Source organism: Pseudomonas sp. NPDC089401 (assembly GCF_044749485.1).
Lineage (GTDB): Bacteria > Pseudomonadota > Gammaproteobacteria > Pseudomonadales > Pseudomonadaceae > Aquipseudomonas.
On sequence record NZ_JBIVIA010000004.1, the window covers coordinates 314,528 to 330,659 of the forward strand.

General features: G+C 64.7%; 13 protein-coding genes. 8 read left to right on the forward strand and 5 right to left on the reverse strand.

What is annotated here, in order from left to right:
* The first annotated feature begins 134 nt into the window (after positions 1–134).
* From ACIP21_RS11875 to ntrC, 3 genes are all read left to right on the forward strand, one after another.
* On the forward strand, positions 135–668 hold the full coding sequence (locus tag ACIP21_RS11875; protein WP_400687554.1) for a chorismate mutase: 534 nt from the start codon (positions 135–137) through the stop codon (positions 666–668).
* A 257-nt stretch (positions 669–925) separates the two neighbouring features.
* Entirely contained in the window at positions 926–2,011 is a 1,086-nt protein-coding gene (gene glnL, locus ACIP21_RS11880; protein WP_400687556.1) for a nitrogen regulation protein NR(II), read from the forward strand.
* Positions 2,008–3,444 carry a nitrogen regulation protein NR(I) gene (gene ntrC, locus ACIP21_RS11885; RefSeq protein WP_400687558.1) on the forward strand — a complete coding sequence of 479 codons (1,437 nt, stop codon included), beginning with the start codon at positions 2,008–2,010 and terminating at the stop codon, positions 3,442–3,444. Before glnL ends, ntrC begins: the two co-directional genes overlap by 4 nt.
* Positions 3,445–3,821: 377 nt before the next feature.
* Here the strand turns inward: ntrC and ACIP21_RS11890 are convergent, their stop codons facing one another.
* Positions 3,822–4,259 carry a hypothetical protein gene (locus tag ACIP21_RS11890; protein WP_400687560.1) on the reverse strand — a complete coding sequence of 146 codons (438 nt, stop codon included), beginning with the start codon at positions 4,257–4,259 and terminating at the stop codon, positions 3,822–3,824.
* On the opposite strand from ACIP21_RS11890, the gene trmL reads away from it, so the two are divergent.
* Complete coding sequence (gene trmL / locus ACIP21_RS11895; protein WP_400687562.1) at positions 4,258–4,719, forward strand: tRNA (uridine(34)/cytosine(34)/5-carboxymethylaminomethyluridine(34)-2'-O)-methyltransferase TrmL; 462 nt, start codon at positions 4,258–4,260, stop codon at positions 4,717–4,719. The two genes, ACIP21_RS11890 and trmL, sit on opposite strands and share 2 nt — an antisense overlap.
* Positions 4,720–4,882: 163 nt before the next feature.
* Here trmL and secB read toward each other — a convergent pair whose 3' ends face one another.
* From secB to ACIP21_RS11910, 3 genes are read right to left on the reverse strand one after another with little or no spacing between them, the layout of a single operon-like run.
* Positions 4,883–5,368 (reverse strand): protein-export chaperone SecB, encoded by a 486-nt coding sequence (secB, locus tag ACIP21_RS11900; protein ID WP_167064543.1) that lies wholly within the window; start codon positions 5,366–5,368, stop codon positions 4,883–4,885.
* Between the two features lie 39 nt (positions 5,369–5,407).
* On the reverse strand, positions 5,408–5,662 hold the full coding sequence (gene grxC / locus ACIP21_RS11905; protein WP_003249204.1) for a glutaredoxin 3: 255 nt from the start codon (positions 5,660–5,662) through the stop codon (positions 5,408–5,410).
* Between the two features lies 1 nt (position 5,663).
* Complete coding sequence (locus ACIP21_RS11910; RefSeq protein WP_400687565.1) at positions 5,664–6,077, reverse strand: rhodanese-like domain-containing protein; 414 nt, start codon at positions 6,075–6,077, stop codon at positions 5,664–5,666.
* A 206-nt stretch (positions 6,078–6,283) separates the two neighbouring features.
* On the opposite strand from ACIP21_RS11910, the gene gpmI reads away from it, so the two are divergent.
* From gpmI to ACIP21_RS11930, 4 genes are all read left to right on the forward strand, one after another.
* Entirely contained in the window at positions 6,284–7,819 is a 1,536-nt protein-coding gene (gene gpmI / locus ACIP21_RS11915) for a 2,3-bisphosphoglycerate-independent phosphoglycerate mutase (RefSeq protein ID WP_400687567.1), read from the forward strand.
* 108 nt (positions 7,820–7,927) lie between these two features.
* Complete coding sequence (locus ACIP21_RS11920; RefSeq protein WP_400687569.1) at positions 7,928–9,229, forward strand: murein hydrolase activator EnvC family protein; 1,302 nt, start codon at positions 7,928–7,930, stop codon at positions 9,227–9,229.
* A gap of 79 nt (positions 9,230–9,308) precedes the next feature.
* Positions 9,309–10,643, forward strand: coding sequence for a S41 family peptidase (locus ACIP21_RS11925; protein WP_400687571.1), 1,335 nt, complete (start codon positions 9,309–9,311; stop codon positions 10,641–10,643).
* Positions 10,644–10,651: 8 nt separating this feature from the next.
* Complete coding sequence (locus tag ACIP21_RS11930) at positions 10,652–11,419, forward strand: divergent polysaccharide deacetylase family protein (RefSeq protein WP_400687573.1); 768 nt, start codon at positions 10,652–10,654, stop codon at positions 11,417–11,419.
* Between the two features lie 25 nt (positions 11,420–11,444).
* Here ACIP21_RS11930 and ACIP21_RS11935 read toward each other — a convergent pair whose 3' ends face one another.
* Positions 11,445–16,106, reverse strand: coding sequence for a hypothetical protein (locus ACIP21_RS11935; protein WP_400687575.1), 4,662 nt, complete (start codon positions 16,104–16,106; stop codon positions 11,445–11,447).
* Between the last annotated feature and the right edge of the window lie 26 nt (positions 16,107–16,132).

Below are 16,132 nucleotides of genomic sequence, written 5' to 3' on the forward strand. Positions count from 1 at the left end.
CGCCGGTGACGTGATCAAGACGGCCTCCTTCGGGAGGCCGTTTCTGTTTTGGCCTTCAAGAACTTCGGAACCGTCTTACCCGAAGCCTCTGCGCGCATTGCCACAATCAGGCCTCCACCCACTGGAGGTCCATCATGCGTCTCTTGCCTTTCGCCGCGTTCGCCATCATCAGCCTGAGCGGCTGCGCCACTGCCAAGGACCCCGTCCTTGCACCCTTGCTGGACAGCATCGAACGCCGCCTGACCCTGGCCGAAGCCGTCGCCCTGCACAAATGGGACAACCAGCAGCCGGTCCAGGCCAGCCTGCGCGAAGCACAGGTGCTGAGCAACGTACGCGCGCTCGCCCCTGGCCACGACCTGGCCCCGCTGCGTGCAGAAGCCTTTTTCGTCGACCAGATCGAAGCCAGCAAGCTGGTGCAGTACACGCTGCTTTCCCGATGGCATGCCAACGGCCGCGCACCCGACACGCAACGCAGCGACTTGCAGCAGACAATCCGCCCACGACTCGATGCACTGCAGACCGAGCTGCTCGACCGCCTGGCCAGGTTCCATCAGCAGCCTCCAGAGAATTGCGACGCAACGCTTGCCCTGGCCCTGGCACACCGGCCAGTGGATGCCTTGACCCGACAAGCCCTGGTCCGCGCTACCGGCCAACTGTGCGATAAATAGCGAATCCTCTATGCTCTATATTGGTGCACTCAAGCGCTGCACGCCCTTGAATGCACCCCAAAACAGGTCACGTGAAACGTTAAACCGAGACATTCTGGTCCGAATCTGCGCAATTACCGGCCTTTATGGGCAAATTCCGCTTCTTTTCGGAGCCTTGGTTTGTTTCTTGCATTTTGCAGGCATCAGCGGATCCACAGCGCGCCCGAGCCGGGGCAAACCCGTGCCGGGCAAGCGCCAAAAGAGGTCAACGACGCCTTATGACCATCAGCGATGCACAGCACCGTCTGCTTCTGGACAACCTGACCACCGCCACGCTCCTGCTCAACGCCGAGCTGCGCCTGGAATACATGAACCCGGCCGCGGAGATGCTCCTGGCCGTCAGCGGCCAGCGCAGCCACGGGCAGTTCATCAGCGAGCTGTTCACCGAATCGACCGAAGCGCTCAACTCGCTGCGCCAGGCGGTGGAGCACGCGCACCCGTTCACCAAGCGCGAAGCGCAACTGACCTCGCTGACCGGCCAGGCGATCACCGTCGACTATGCCGTGACGCCGATCCTGCACCAGGGCAATACCCTGTTGCTGCTGGAAGTGCACCCGCGTGACCGGCTGCTGCGCATCACCAAGGAAGAGGCCCAGCTGAGCAAGCAGGAAACCACCAAGATGCTGGTGCGCGGCCTGGCCCACGAAATCAAGAACCCGCTCGGCGGCATCCGCGGCGCAGCGCAGCTGCTGGCCCGCGAGCTGCCGGAAGAAAGCCTGCGCGACTACACCAACGTGATCATCGAAGAGGCCGACCGCCTGCGCAACCTGGTCGACCGCATGCTGGGCTCCAACAAGCTGCCATCGCTGGCGATGACCAACATCCACGAGGTGCTGGAGCGCGTCTGCAGCCTGGTCGAGGCCGAAAGCCAGGGCTGCATCACCTTGGTGCGCGACTACGACCCGAGCCTGCCGGATGTGCTGATCGACCGCGAGCAGATGATCCAGGCCGTGCTCAACATCGTGCGCAACGCCATGCAGGCGATCAGCTCGCAGAACGAGCTGCGCCTGGGCCGCATCACCCTGCGCAGTCGCGCCATGCGCCAGTTCACCATCGGCCATGTGCGCCATCGCCTGGTAGCCCGTGTCGAAATCATCGACAACGGCCCAGGCATCCCGACAGAACTGCAGGACACCCTCTTCTATCCCATGGTCAGCGGGCGCCCGGACGGTACCGGGCTGGGCCTGGCCATTACCCAGAACATCATCAGCCAGCACCAGGGTCTGATCGAGTGTGAAAGCCACGCGGGGCACACCGCCTTCTCGATCTTCCTGCCCCTGGAACAAGGAGCCACCGCCTCATGAGCCGCAGTGAAACCGTATGGATCGTCGACGATGACCGCTCCATCCGCTGGGTCCTGGAAAAAGCCCTGCAACAGGAAGGCATGACCACCCAGAGCTTCGACAGCGCCGACGGCGTGATGGGCCGCCTGGCCCGGCAGCAGCCGGACGTGATCATTTCCGACATCCGCATGCCCGGCGCCAGCGGCCTCGACCTGCTGGCACAGATCCGCGAGCAGCACCCGCGCCTGCCGGTCATCATCATGACCGCGCACTCCGACCTGGACAGCGCCGTGGCCTCGTACCAGGGCGGTGCCTTCGAGTACCTGCCCAAGCCGTTCGACGTCGACGAGGCCGTGTCCCTGGTCAAGCGCGCCAACCAGCATGCCCAGGAGCAACAAGGCCTGGACGTGCCGCAGGCGCTGACCCGCACGCCGGAGATCATCGGTGAGGCGCCGGCGATGCAGGAGGTGTTCCGCGCCATCGGCCGCCTCAGCCACTCCAACATCACCGTGCTGATCAACGGTGAATCGGGTACCGGCAAAGAGCTGGTGGCCCACGCCCTGCACCGCCACAGCCCGCGCGCGGCCTCGCCGTTCATCGCGCTGAACATGGCGGCGATCCCCAAGGACCTGATGGAATCGGAGCTGTTCGGCCACGAGAAAGGCGCCTTCACCGGCGCGGCCAACCTGCGTCGGGGGCGCTTCGAGCAGGCCGATGGCGGCACGCTGTTCCTCGACGAGATCGGCGACATGCCGGCCGACACCCAGACCCGCCTGCTGCGGGTGCTGGCCGACGGCGAGTTCTACCGGGTTGGCGGCCATGTGCCGGTGAAGGTCGACGTGCGCATCATCGCCGCGACCCACCAGAACCTGGAGTCACTGGTCACCGCCGGCAAATTCCGTGAAGACTTGTTCCACCGCCTCAACGTGATCCGCATCCACATCCCACGCCTGGCCGACCGCCGCGAGGACATTCCGGCCCTGGCCCGCCACTTCCTTGGCCGCGCCGCCCAGGAGCTGGCGGTGGAGCCGAAGCTGCTGAAGCCGGAAACCGAAGAATTCATCCGCAACCTGCCGTGGCCGGGCAACGTGCGCCAGCTGGAGAACACTTGCCGCTGGATCACCGTGATGGCCTCCAGCCGCGAAGTGCTGGTCGGCGACCTGCCGCCGGAGCTGCTCAATCTGCCCCAGGATGCCGCGCCGGTAACCAATTGGGAGCAGGCGCTGCGCCAGTGGGCCGACCAGGCCCTGGCGCGCGGGCAGTCGAACCTGCTCGACAGCGCGGTGCCCAGCTTCGAGCGGATCATGATCGAAACCGCGCTCAAGCACACCGCCGGGCGCCGGCGGGATGCGGCGGTGTTGCTGGGCTGGGGGCGCAATACCCTGACCCGCAAGATCAAGGAGCTGGGGATGAACGTGGATGGCGGGGATGAGGATGAGGGTGAGGATCACTGATTCATAATCACCTGTTCCGACGCATTCGCGGGTAAACCCGCTCCCACAGGGACCGTGCCAGGCTTGAAGCTTGTGCAATACCTGTGGGAGCGGGTTTACCCGCGAATGCATTTGCAGCCTTCAAATGCCATCCGGCGCTCTGCACCGATCCTGTGCTCCCTGCACCTCCCTAAGGCACAAATCCCCTTCAAATCCGGCCAAATCCCCTTCAAGCCCCAGTATTCACGGGCTTTGCAAAACTGGCACGTCCCCTGCAATAGCTAATACATCACCAGTTTCGGGGGCCCTGGTACAGGCAGGCCGGGTGACCCCTCTTTTATTCGCAGCAACGCCGCTTTCGGGGACCTTGGTACAGGCAGGCCGAGATATCCCCTCTTTTATTCGTGCAGCCTCACCTGCACCCGCCAACGTCCAGCGTCCTCTGCACCGGCCCACTCGCCGTGCAGGGGGCGCGCGGCCACCAGCGTCACCAGCAACCCTTGCTCGCTCTTCTGTACCCGCCAACCGACCGGCTTGCCCTGCAGGTCGAGCTGGCCACGCTGCGCCTTGCCATCGGCCTCGAACAGCAGCGCCACGGTGCCGTCGACATTCTCGCCATGCAGCTTCGGCTCTTCGTTGAACCACAGGTCCAACCCGTCCTGCACCACCGCCACCTGCTCCAGCACGCGCTCGTCGGGGGCGGTCAGGCGGCCGATCATCAGGCCCACCATCAGCCCGACGATCGCCATGGAAAACAGCACCTTCGGCCAAGCTTGCGAACGCTCGTCCGGTTCGGGGGTAGAATGCGCGTCATCTTCTTGCTTGGAGCCGTGCATGTTTCACGTCATCCTTTTTCAACCAGAAATTCCGCCGAATACCGGCAACATCATCCGCCTGTGCGCCAACAGCGGCTGCGCCCTGCACCTGATCGAGCCGATCAGTTTCGAGCTGGACGACAAACGCCTGCGCCGCGCGGGCCTGGACTACCACGAGTATGCCACGCTCAAGCGCCATGAGAGCCTGGCCGCGTGCCTGGAAAGCCTCGGCAACCCACGGCTGTTCGCCTTCACCACCAAGGGCTCGCAGCCGTTCCACGACGTGGCCTACCGGCCTGGCGATGCCTTCCTGTTCGGCCCCGAGAGCCGCGGCCTGCCGGCCGAGGTGCTGGACAGCCTGCCGACCGAACAGCGCCTGCGCCTGCCGATGCGGCCGGGGTGCCGGAGCCTGAACCTGTCCAATACCGTGGCGGTGACCGTCTATGAAGCCTGGCGGCAGAACGGGTTTGCCGGGAGCTGATCGTTAGCCTGTACCGGCCCTTTCGCGGGTAAACCCGCTCCCACAGGTACTGCGCATGCCTGAAGGTTGGCGCCATTCCTGTGGGAGCGGGTTTACCCGCGAAGAGGCCGGCACAGGCAACAAAAAAGCGCCCCGAAAGGCGCTTTTCTTGTACCGGCAGCGATTACTGCACGGTCGGCGTTTCGCCTGCTTCCTGCATGCGCTGCAGCTCTTGCGCGTACAGGGCATCGAAGTTGACCGGCGACAGCATCAGGGCCGGGAACGAACCACGGGTCACCAGGCTGTCCAGGGTCTCGCGAGCGTACGGGAACAGGATGTTCGGGCAGAACGCGCCGAGGGTGTGGCTCATCGAGGCGGCGTCGAGGTTGGCGATCAGGAAGATGCCCGCCTGCTGCACTTCGGCGATGAAGGCCACTTCGTCACCGTTCTTCACGGTGACCGACAGGGTCAGCACCACTTCGTGGAAGTCGCCTTCCAGGGCCTTCTGCTTGGTGTTCAGGTCCAGGGCGACGCTCGGCTCCCACTGCTGGCGGAAGATCTGCGGGCTTTTCGGGGCCTCGAACGACAGATCGCGCACGTAGATGCGCTGCAGGGAGAACTGAGGGCTGTTGTCTTCTGCAGCAGCGCCGTTGGTCTGTTGGTCAGTCATGGCAGATCCTTATCCTAATGTTTTGGAATGCAGTGCAAATCAGGCCGCCAGCAGCGCATCGAGCTTGCCGGCGCGCTCCAGGGCATAGAGGTCATCGCATCCACCGACGTGGGTGCTGCCGATCCAGATCTGCGGCACCGAGGTGCGGCCGGCCTTCTGGCTCATCTCGGCGCGTACCTGCGGTTTGCCGTCGACCTTGATCTCTTCGAAGGCCACGCCCTTGCTCTCGAGCAGGTACTTGGCGCGCATGCAGTAGGGGCAGTAGTCGCTGGAATAGACGATGACGGGCTTCATATCACTTCACCAGGGGCAGGTTATCGGCTTTCCAGCTGGAAACGCCACCGCTCAGTTTGGCGGCGGTGAAGCCCGCCTTGAGCAGCTCGCCGCAGACCGCGCCGGACTGCTGGCCCATGGCGTCGACGATGATCAGGGTCTTCTCTTTGTGCTTTTCAAGCTCGGTCATGCGGTTGGCCAGCTTGTCCTGCGGGATGTTCAGCGCACCGACGATGTGGCCGGCGGAATAGTCCTTGGCAGGGCGAATGTCGATGACCAGGGCCTTGTCGGCGTTGACCAGCGCGGTCAGCTGGCCATTGCTCAGGCTCTGCCCGCCGCGGCGGATTTCATTGACCAGCAGTGCGACCAGCAGCACAACGAAGATCGCCACCAGGATGTAGTGATCTGTCGCGAATTGAATCAGGTGAGCAACCATCAGCGGTGTTCCAGTCGATTGAAAATGCCGGCCAGTATACACAGCCCCCCAGTGCCACCAAAGCCCGGCGGGCCGGCTGTAAAAGTACCTTCATGTTGCCAGGCGGCCCGCGCTGGTCGGTGAGCAGGACGAATATTCGCCGTTGATGGCGCATTTGCCCTAAAATGCGTGTCTTTATCATCTTTGAACAACCGTGAGTTTGATTGATGACGAGCACGCCCAAACCCCTGGTCCTGATCATCCTGGATGGATTCGGCCATAGCGAAAGCCCCGAATACAACGCCATCTACGCCGCCAACACCCCGGTCTACGACCGCCTGCGCGCCACCCAGCCGCACGGTTTGATCTCCGGTTCCGGGATGGATGTCGGCCTGCCGGACGGGCAGATGGGCAACTCCGAAGTCGGTCACATGAACCTCGGCGCCGGCCGCGTCGTGTACCAGGACTTCACCCGCGTGACCAAGGCCATCCGCGATGGCGAGTTCTTCCAGAACCCGGTGCTCACCGGCGCGGTGGACAAGGCAGCAGGTGCCGGCAAGGCCGTGCACATCCTCGGCCTGCTCTCCGACGGTGGCGTGCACAGCCACCAGGACCACCTGGTCGCCATGGCCGAACTGGCCGCGCAGCGCGGCGCCGAGAAGATCTACCTGCACGCCTTCCTCGACGGCCGCGACACCCCGCCACGCAGCGCCCAGTCGTCCATCGAACTGCTCGACGCCACCTTCGCCAGGCTCGGCAAGGGCCGCATCGCCAGCCTGATCGGTCGCTATTTTGCGATGGATCGTGACAATCGCTGGGACCGCGTCAGCGCCGCCTACAACCTGATCGTCGACAGCGTTGCCGAACATACCGCCGACACCGCGCTGGCAGGCCTGGAAGCCGCCTATGCCCGCGAGGAGAACGACGAGTTCGTCAAGGCCACGCGCATCGGCGAAGCGGTCAAGGTCGAAGACGGCGATGCGGTGATCTTCATGAACTTCCGCGCCGACCGCGCCCGCGAGCTGTCGCGGGCCTTCGTCGAGCCCGAGTTCAACGAGTTCCCGCGTGCCCGCCTGCCGAAAATGGCCGCCTACATCGGCCTGACCCAGTATTCGGCAAAAATCGCAGCCCCGGCAGCCTATGCCCCGTCCAGCCTGAACAACGTGCTGGGCGAGTACCTGGCGAAGAACGGCAAGACCCAGCTGCGCATCGCCGAAACCGAGAAGTATGCCCACGTCACCTTCTTCTTCTCCGGTGGCCGCGAGGAGCCATTCGAAGGCGAAGAGCGCATCCTGATCCCGTCGCCAAAGGTCGCCACCTACGACCTGCAGCCCGAGATGAACGCACCAGAGGTCACCGACCGCATTGTCGAGGCCATCGAGCAGCAGCGCTTCGACGTGATCGTGGTCAACTACGCCAACGGCGACATGGTCGGCCACACTGGCGTGTTCGAGGCGGCGGTCAAAGCGGTCGAGGCCCTGGACAGCTGCGTCGGGCGCATCGTCGAGGCGCTGGAAAAGGTCGATGGCGAAGCACTGATCACCGCCGACCACGGTAACGTCGAGCAGATGGAAGACGCCTGCACCGGCCAGGCGCACACGGCGCACACCAGCGAGCCGGTGCCATTCATCTATGTCGGCAAGCGCAAGGTACAGGTCCGCGAAGGCGGCGTGCTGGCCGACGTGGCGCCGACCATGCTGAAACTGCTGGGCCTGGAAAAACCGGCGGAAATGACCGGCACCTCGATCCTGGTCGACGCCTGACTCGGTCAATTCCGGACAAACGCCCCGCTGCCCCCGCAGCGAGGCGTTTTTTTTGCCCGCCCAGGCGGGCATACTAGGCCAGTCTCCATCCCCGGTACGCCAAACCCCATGCTACGCGCCCTGATCCTATTAGCCCTGTCCTGCCTGCTCAGCCCGGCCTTCGCCGACGAGCGCGCGCAGACCCAGCAACAACTGGACGCCACCCGCCAGGACATTGCCGAGCTCAAGAAGACCCTGGGCAAGCTCCAGGAAGAAAAAGCCGGCGTGCAAAAAGACCTCAAGGCCACCGAAACCGACATCGGCAACCTGGAGAAGCAGGTGGAGGCCCTGCAACAAGAACTAAAAAAGACCGAGGGCGAGCTGGAGCGCCTTGATACCGAGAAAAAAAAACTCCAGAGCGCCCGCGTTGAACAACAGCGACTGATCGCCATCCAGGCCCGCTCGGCCTACCAGAACAACGGTCGCGAGGAATACCTCAAGCTGCTGCTCAACCAGCAGAACCCCGAGAAGTTCGCCCGCACCCTCACCTATTACGATTACCTGAGCAAGGCTCGCCTCGAACAGCTCAAGGCCTTCAACGAGACCTTGCGCCAGTTGGCCAACGTCGAACAGGACATCTCCCGCCAGCAGGAACAGCTGCTGGCCCAGCGCGCCGACCTCGACGGCCGCCGCCAGGCCCTGGACGCCGAGCGCAGCAAGCGCCAGCAGGTCCTGGCCAAGCTCAACAGCGACGTCAAGGACGGCGACCAGAAGCTGCAGGCACGCCAGCAGGACCAGGCAGACCTGGCCAAGGTGCTCAAGACCATCGAGGAAACCCTCGCCCGCCAGGCCCGCGAAGCCGAAGAAGCGCGCAAGAAGGCCCTGCTGGCCCAGCAGGAAGCCGAAAAGCGCCGCCAGGAAGCCCTCGCCGCCCGCGAGGACAAAGCCGACAAGGAAGACGCAGAGCCGCCGAAGAAGGCCCGCACCACCCTCGGCCCGATGGTTTCCAGCGACGGCGCCAACTACGGCGGTGCTTTTTCCGCAGCCCGGGGAAAACTTCCATGGCCGGTCAATGGTCGACTGCTGGCACGCTTCGGTGATGCCCGCGGCAGCGATGCCCGTGCCAAGTGGGACGGGGTGATGATCAGCGCCAGCCCCGGCACCCAGGTGCGCGCCGTGCATGGCGGGCGCGTGGTGTTCGCCGACTGGTTGCGCGGCGCTGGACTTCTGGTCATTCTCGACCATGGTAATGGTTACCTGAGCCTCTACGGCCACAACCAGAGCCTGCTCAAGAGCGCCGGGGACATCGTCAAGGCCGGCGAGGCCATTTCCACCGTTGGCGACAGCGGCGGCCAGGACGCCGCAGGCTTGTACTTCGCCATCCGCCAGCAGGGCCGGCCCTCCGACCCTTCGCAGTGGTGCCGAGGCTGACACAACATTGACGGCGTAGCGCCTGGCGCTGCACCGATGCTCCTGCGGGAGCGCCTACAGGATCAGGAGTTCGTTCGACATGCTGCACTCGCCTCGCCTCACCCAGCTGGCCCTGACCATCGCCCTGGTGGTCGGTGCACCCCTGGCCGTCGCCGCCGAGCCGGCCAAGGCCACGCCTGCCAAGCCAGCCGCGGTGCCAGCCAGCGAGGCCACCGCCAAGGCGCCGCTGCCACTGGAAGAGCTGCGCACCTTCGCCGAGGTCATGGACCGCATCAAGGCCGCCTATGTGGAGCCTGTGGACGACAAGACCCTGCTGGAAAACGCCATCAAGGGCATGCTCAGCAACCTCGACCCGCACTCGGCCTACCTCGGCCCCGAGGACTTCCAGGAACTGCAGGAGAGCACCAGTGGCGAGTTCGGTGGCCTGGGCATCGAAGTCGGCCAGGAAGACGGCATGATCAAGGTGGTGTCGCCGATCGACGACACCCCGGCCTCCCGTGCCGGCGTGCAGGCCGGCGACCTGATCGTCAAGATCAACGGCGCGCCGACCCGGGGCCAGACCATGACCGAGGCGGTCGACAAGATGCGCGGCAAGATCGGCGAGAAGATCACCCTGACCCTGGTCCGCGACGGCGGCAACCCGTTCGACGTGACCCTCGCCCGCGCGGTAATCCAGGTAAAGAGCGTCAAGAGCCAGCTGCTGGAAAGCGGCTACGGCTACATCCGCATCACCCAGTTCCAGGTCAAGACCGGCGAGGAAGTCGGCAAGGCCCTGGCCAAGCTGCGCAAGGACAACGGCAAGAAGCTGCGCGGGATAGTGCTCGACCTGCGCAACAACCCTGGCGGCGTGCTGCAGGCCGCGGTGGAAGTGGCCGACCACTTCCTGACCAAGGGCCTGATCGTCTACACCAAGGGCCGCATCGCCAACTCCGAGCTGCGCTTCTATGCCGACCCGGCCGACGCCAGCGAAGGCGTGCCGCTGGTGGTGCTGATCAACGGCGGCAGCGCCTCGGCCTCGGAAATCGTCGCCGGCGCCCTGCAAGACCCGAAACGCGCGGTGCTGATGGGCACCGACAGCTTCGGCAAGGGCTCGGTGCAGACCGTGCTGCCGCTGGCCAACGACCGCGCTCTGAAACTCACCACCGCGCTGTACTACACCCCCAACGGCCGCTCGATCCAGGCCCAGGGCATCGTCCCCGACATCGAGGTGCGCCCGGCCAAGCTGACCGCCGATGCCAGCGACAACGACACCTTCAAGGAAGCCGACCTGCAAGGCCACCTGGGCAACGGCAATGGCGGCGCCGACCGCCCGACCGGCAGCAGCAAGCGCACCGAGCGCCTGCAGGACAGTGACTACCAGCTGAGCCAGGCACTGAGCCTGCTCAAAGGCCTGAACATCACCAAGGGCGACTGATACCCCCCATGCGTTATCTGCTGTGTCTGCTGTTCTGCCTGTTGGCCGGCGTCGCGCAAGCGGCGCCGGCCGGCAAGGCCTACCTGAGCATCATCATCGACGACCTGGGCCAGAGCCCCGAACGTGACAGCCGGACCCTGGCCCTGCCCGGCCCGGTGACGATGGCGATCATGCCCGACACCCCGCATGCCACGGACTTCGCCCGCCAGGCCCACAAGGCCGGCAAGACGGTGATCCTGCACATGCCCATGGACCCGGCCACCGGGCCCTACGCCTGGCACCCCGGCATCGCCATCGAAGAACTGGCCCGGCGCCTGGACACGGCCTTGGCCAAGGTCCCTTACGCCGCCGGCATCAACAACCACATGGGCAGCCGCATGACCGCCCAGCGCGAGCCGATGGCCTGGTTGATGGGGGAGTTGCAACGGCGCCACCTGTTCTTCGTCGACAGCCGTACCAGTGCCGCCACCGTGGCGGCGGCCGAGGCCCAGGCGCAAGGGCTCGCGCATGTTTCAAGGGACGTGTTCCTTGACGACGAGCGAACCACCGATGCAATCAGCGGGCAACTGCGCCAGGGTATCGCCCTCGCCCACAAGCAAGGCTCGGCAGTGCTGATCGGCCACCCCTATCCGCAGACGCTGGAGGTGCTGGCACGCGAGCTGCCGCACCTGCAGCGCCAAGGCGTGCGCTTGATCAGCCTGAGCCAGATGATCGCCGAGCGGGGCAACCAGGCGATGCCGGCCCACGGCAAGCAGGGTCGCTACAGCAATCGCTGAAGGCGCAGCGCAGGCCTCGGCCGGTTCAGGTGAACGGAATGATGCCCCTGGCCTGCTCCAGGGTCAGCTTGCCGCGATGCAGGCGTTGCCCGGCACCGGCTGCAAGGCGACTGCTCAGGCGACGCTGGCTCCAGGTCTTCAGGTGGCCGACCGTGAAATCCTGGGCATAGGCGTCTGGCGCTCGCAGATGGAAGTGCGCAGCCCAGAGGTTCCGCCTGCTTGGCAGACGTAACACCTTGTATTCGTCAAACGCACTGCCATCCTGCATGGTTCGTCTTTCGCCGTATTCAACGGTGATCAGGCCTTCATCGTGCAAGAACCTGAGTGCTTCGGCGCCCGGGTAGCTGGTGTCGGTGTAGAGCGTGGTGAGCCGCAGCTTTCGCTCGGCACGCAAGGCGTCTTCATCGCGCTCCAGCGCCTTGAGCAACGCATCGTTGCCGCCGGCATCACGCACGACGCTTGCCGCCTGCCCAAGCTTGCCCAGCTGCTGGTCGAACAGCTGACCGAGCAGGGTGCCCTTGATGTCGTTCTCGACGTAGGCCTTGGCCTTTTCCCGGACACTGTCACTTGCGTCGAGCAGCGATTGAACCCACATCGACAGGTCTTCCGGAGGCGGCTCGTCAGCCAGGGGGCGCAACTCGCCCTCACGCTCGCGCCATTCGCCGTCCACCTGCTCGAACGTGGCCAGCACCTGGCCACTGAGCGACTCGCGCACCTGCACGAGGCGCTGGGACTTCACTTCGACCTCGTTCCCTATCAGCAACTGCCCCTGGCCATTGCGCACCAGACGTTGCGGCTCGCTGGAGACCGGATAGGGCGAACGCTTGTCGGATGCACTGGCGCCATCCAGTTCGCGAATCGCATCGACCAGGCGGCTGCCGGCATCGAGCTTGAGCCTGCCGACATGTTCCCGGTAGCGTTCGATCATGACCGGGTCGATGAGCTGCCCACCCTCCTTGCCGATACGATCACTGTTGAGCAGCGCGGCCGTGTATTCGTCCCAGGCTTCCTGCAGGATGACGATCCTGTCCGCCGCCGGCAGGTTGGAAGCCACCAGGTCACCGTGGGCATCCGCCGCGCTGCGCAGGCCCAGACCGGTCAGTTCCTCCCTGTAGGCCGCCAGCGTGCTCGCCCCGCTGCCGCTGTCCAGGTGCAAGGCAAGATCGGCCAGGTGCAGAACCTGCTGAAACCGCAATTGCACCGTGTTGAACCTGCGCAGGGCGATCACTTGCGCAACGGTGCGTGTGGGCTGGGGCGCAACGGCAACCTCGAAATCGTCTGGCGTATCGGTCAACACCTCATCCAGTTGCTGTTGCGCCAGGAGCATGCGCTCCTGCAGGCCCACGACGGTTTCAAGCCTCCGGCGAAGCTGCCTGTAAGGCTCGGGGACCTGAGCGATCAGTTGCCCATCCAGGCCCTTTTGCAGCTCGGCGAGTTGCTGATAGTCGGCAAGGTTCCACAGCTCATCGACAATGAAGTCGCTGTTTCTGATGAGCCCCGCCCGAACCGATTGCTCGTGCTGCGCGATGATGGCATCCCAGCCATCCTTCACCCGCTCGCTGGCATACTTGGGTTCCTTGATGGTCGCCAGCAAGCCCAGGATGGTCTTTTCGACGCTGGCAGCGGTCTCCAGCTGCTGTATGGACTGGTCCCTCTGGGTCAGGGCATCCTGCTCCAGCTGGGCTATGCGCTCGTCGTAGCGCTGCAGCAGCGCCTGTATCGAAGCACTTTCGCCTTCCTGCGCTCCAAGGGACTGTTCGGCGGCGGCCTTCGCCCGGAGCAGCTCGAGGCCTTGCAGCTTGCCCTTCGCTTCGAGCGACTGGCTGGCCTGCGTGCCGAAGCGATCCATGGCATCGTTGACCTGCAAGTCCAGCTGGCTGATCTTCTCATGCAGTTCACGGAAGCGATTGGCCAGCCGAACCCGTGTGGAGCTGCGCTGCATGCCGCCTGCCAGGCGAAGCGCCGAGTCCACCCGCCAGACGCCGTCGGACCGTACCAGCCAGGGGCCTGGAGCGCCTTGCGAGTCGACTACCCGTACACCCTCCGGCAGTCGCTCGACGCGATAGGCGTCGCCGGCCAGGCTGGCATAGTGAATGTCGCCGATACGGTACAGGCCCTGGGCATCCAGGGTCGTCAGCGGTTCCAGGCCATTGAGCGACACGTTCGAGCGCATGCCCAGCAAGGCTTGTCGCCGTGCTGGCGGCAAGCCGTTGAAGCCGTTCTGGCCCCGCCAGGCGAAGTCGAGCCAACGCCCTGCCCGCGCTGCCAGGGCATCGCCGGAACCTGCCGGGGCCTGCACCGGGGCAACTGCGATCTCGGCGAAGGCGCCGCGCTGTGCAGCAGGGCCTTCGAACCCTGAAGAATCCACTGGCTCCTCGTGCGGCAGCACTGCCGGCGCAGGCTGACGGGCATGCAGCAACGTCATGCAAAGGTTCAGCAGCAGATCGGCAACGGCAGCCGACGAAGCGAACGCCTCTCCCTGCTCAAGCACCTGCAGGTCGTTGTTCAACGAGGCGAGCAGCTGCACCAGCCATGCCACGCCGGCTGCCGGGCCACGGACAAGCAACGTCGCCACATCGAACAGCAGCCATGCGCCTTGAGTGAGTGTCTGCCAGCGGTTCTCGCTGTTGGACACGGACTGTTCGTCCGCAAGCTCGACAAGCAGTTCTCGGTTTGCCGCATAGAGCCGTTGGTCAAGGTCGTTGCGCCAGAAGCCGATGGACAAGCGGGCAGGCTCAGGCGTCGCAGGGGCCGCGAAGAAGTCGGTGCCGATGGTGGCGATATGCGGCTCCTGGAGGCCTCCCTGCTGATAGATGGCCCTGGCAGCCGGCGCCATCCACTCGACAATGCTGTCCTGCAAGCGCTTCGATTCGCGTGCATGTTCGAGCAAGGCTTCGAGGCTTGCATACTCTCGAAGCGTGTCCTGGCCGTACAGAGGGCGATACAGCAGCACCAGCGAGGGTTCAGCGCAGTAAAGGATGTACATGCCGCGTACCCTGTCGGGTTGCCGGGATGTCGCGCTGCGCCTGAATGCCAGGGGGAACAGCATCATTCGCGGCTCAGCGGGGTCCACATGCCCCGCGCAGAAGTCGACCACACACTGCAGGCCCGCTTCCGAGACCTTGCGCTCGAGCCTGCCGGTAACAGCACTGGAGAGCAGCGTGCTGCGCCATTCCCTGCCGAATCGACGGACCCGCTGCGCACGCTCGCCAGGGTCATCCAGCCTGTTCGCGACATACGCCGGGTAACGCCCACCGATATCCACGTCGGCGACCAGACGCCTGATCGATTCGGCATTCATCCATTGCCCGACATTGCCGCCATCGCGACGGCGAACCTGGCGGATACTGGCACCGCCAAGCGCGGCAAGATTACCGATGGCCAATTCGCTCAGTGTCCTGCTGCCAGCGAACACCAGCGGCTCGCCGCCTCCGGTGCCGGTCGCGGCCCCGCCCGGCATGCCGCGTGCCAGGTACAGGTCAACGAGTATGTCGTCCGGCGAACATTCCTCGGCATGCTCCTCGCGGATGCGCTCGGCCAGCCGCTGGCAGGCGAACTCATGCAACGACTGAACACCCTGCAATGCCGCGATACCGTTCGAATCCAGGTGGTAGGTGGCAATCTGCACAAGCGCGGCGACACAGGCAAAACTGGCCTGGGCAGAGCTGGCGAGCAAGCCCGGAGGCGGCGTTACCGCGCCAGTGTCATTTTCATAGCGAACGAACCATGAAGCCGGATCGCTCAGGCGGGCGAAGCACTGTTCCAGTGCCGCGATGTCCTTCAGCCCGCCGTAGCGCAGCCGATCGACAGCGTTGAACATCGTGTCCAGCATCACTGCGACTTGCTGGGCGAAGACATTGCCTTCGACAGGCAAACGTTGCCAGCTCATCCGCTCGAACGCATAGCGCTGGGCGAGGTCGTCACGAAGCGCACGTTCGAAGGCCGTCAGCGACGCAAAGCTGCGTACCACACCCGATGGCGCGCACCACAAGATCACTTGCCGTTCATCCCACTCCCCGAGCACCAGCAGGTTGCACAGCAGCTCTTCGTATTGCCGCGCGGCACTGTCCACCGTCACCTGGACGAAGAACGCTGACGGCTGGTCGCTGCCGCCACGGATCACGCCGCGGATGCAGGCCCGCTCGTGTTCGTCCAGGTCCTGAAACGAAAGGCCGCGCAGCAAGGCGGTTTTCAGCAGCAGCTGCAACCAGCGATCCCGGCTGACGCCAGCGCTGCCCTGGCTCGACCAGTACCTGAGCTGCGCCTCACGGAAGCGTTGCGGCAATTGCGCTGTCAGGGCGTTCAGCGCATTGGACAAACCCGACAGTTGTCGAGAATCGAATGGGCTGTTCGAGCCGGCGAAGCGGTGCGATGCCGCGAGCGCGAGGTTGTAATGACGCCCGTCCGGCAGGGGTTCGACGCTCAGCGGCTGCGGATCGAGTAACCCTTGCAGCACCCGGTCAAGCAGTCGCTGGGTGGTCCAGTGAGCAGTGGAAGGGTCGGGACTGTCCAGCATCAGTGGATCAGCAGTGGCCAGGGCCGGCGTTACGAAGGCAAGCCATGGCAGCTCTGCCAGCAACACGCTCAGCAGTTGCTCACTGGCAACCTGCCGCAACGTCGGCCGGTCGTTGAACTGCCTGGCAGCAGCCTGCCTGAAGTCGAAGGTAGGGGTTTCAGAACGGCTCATGCTCACGCACCTGCGGCGGGAAAACC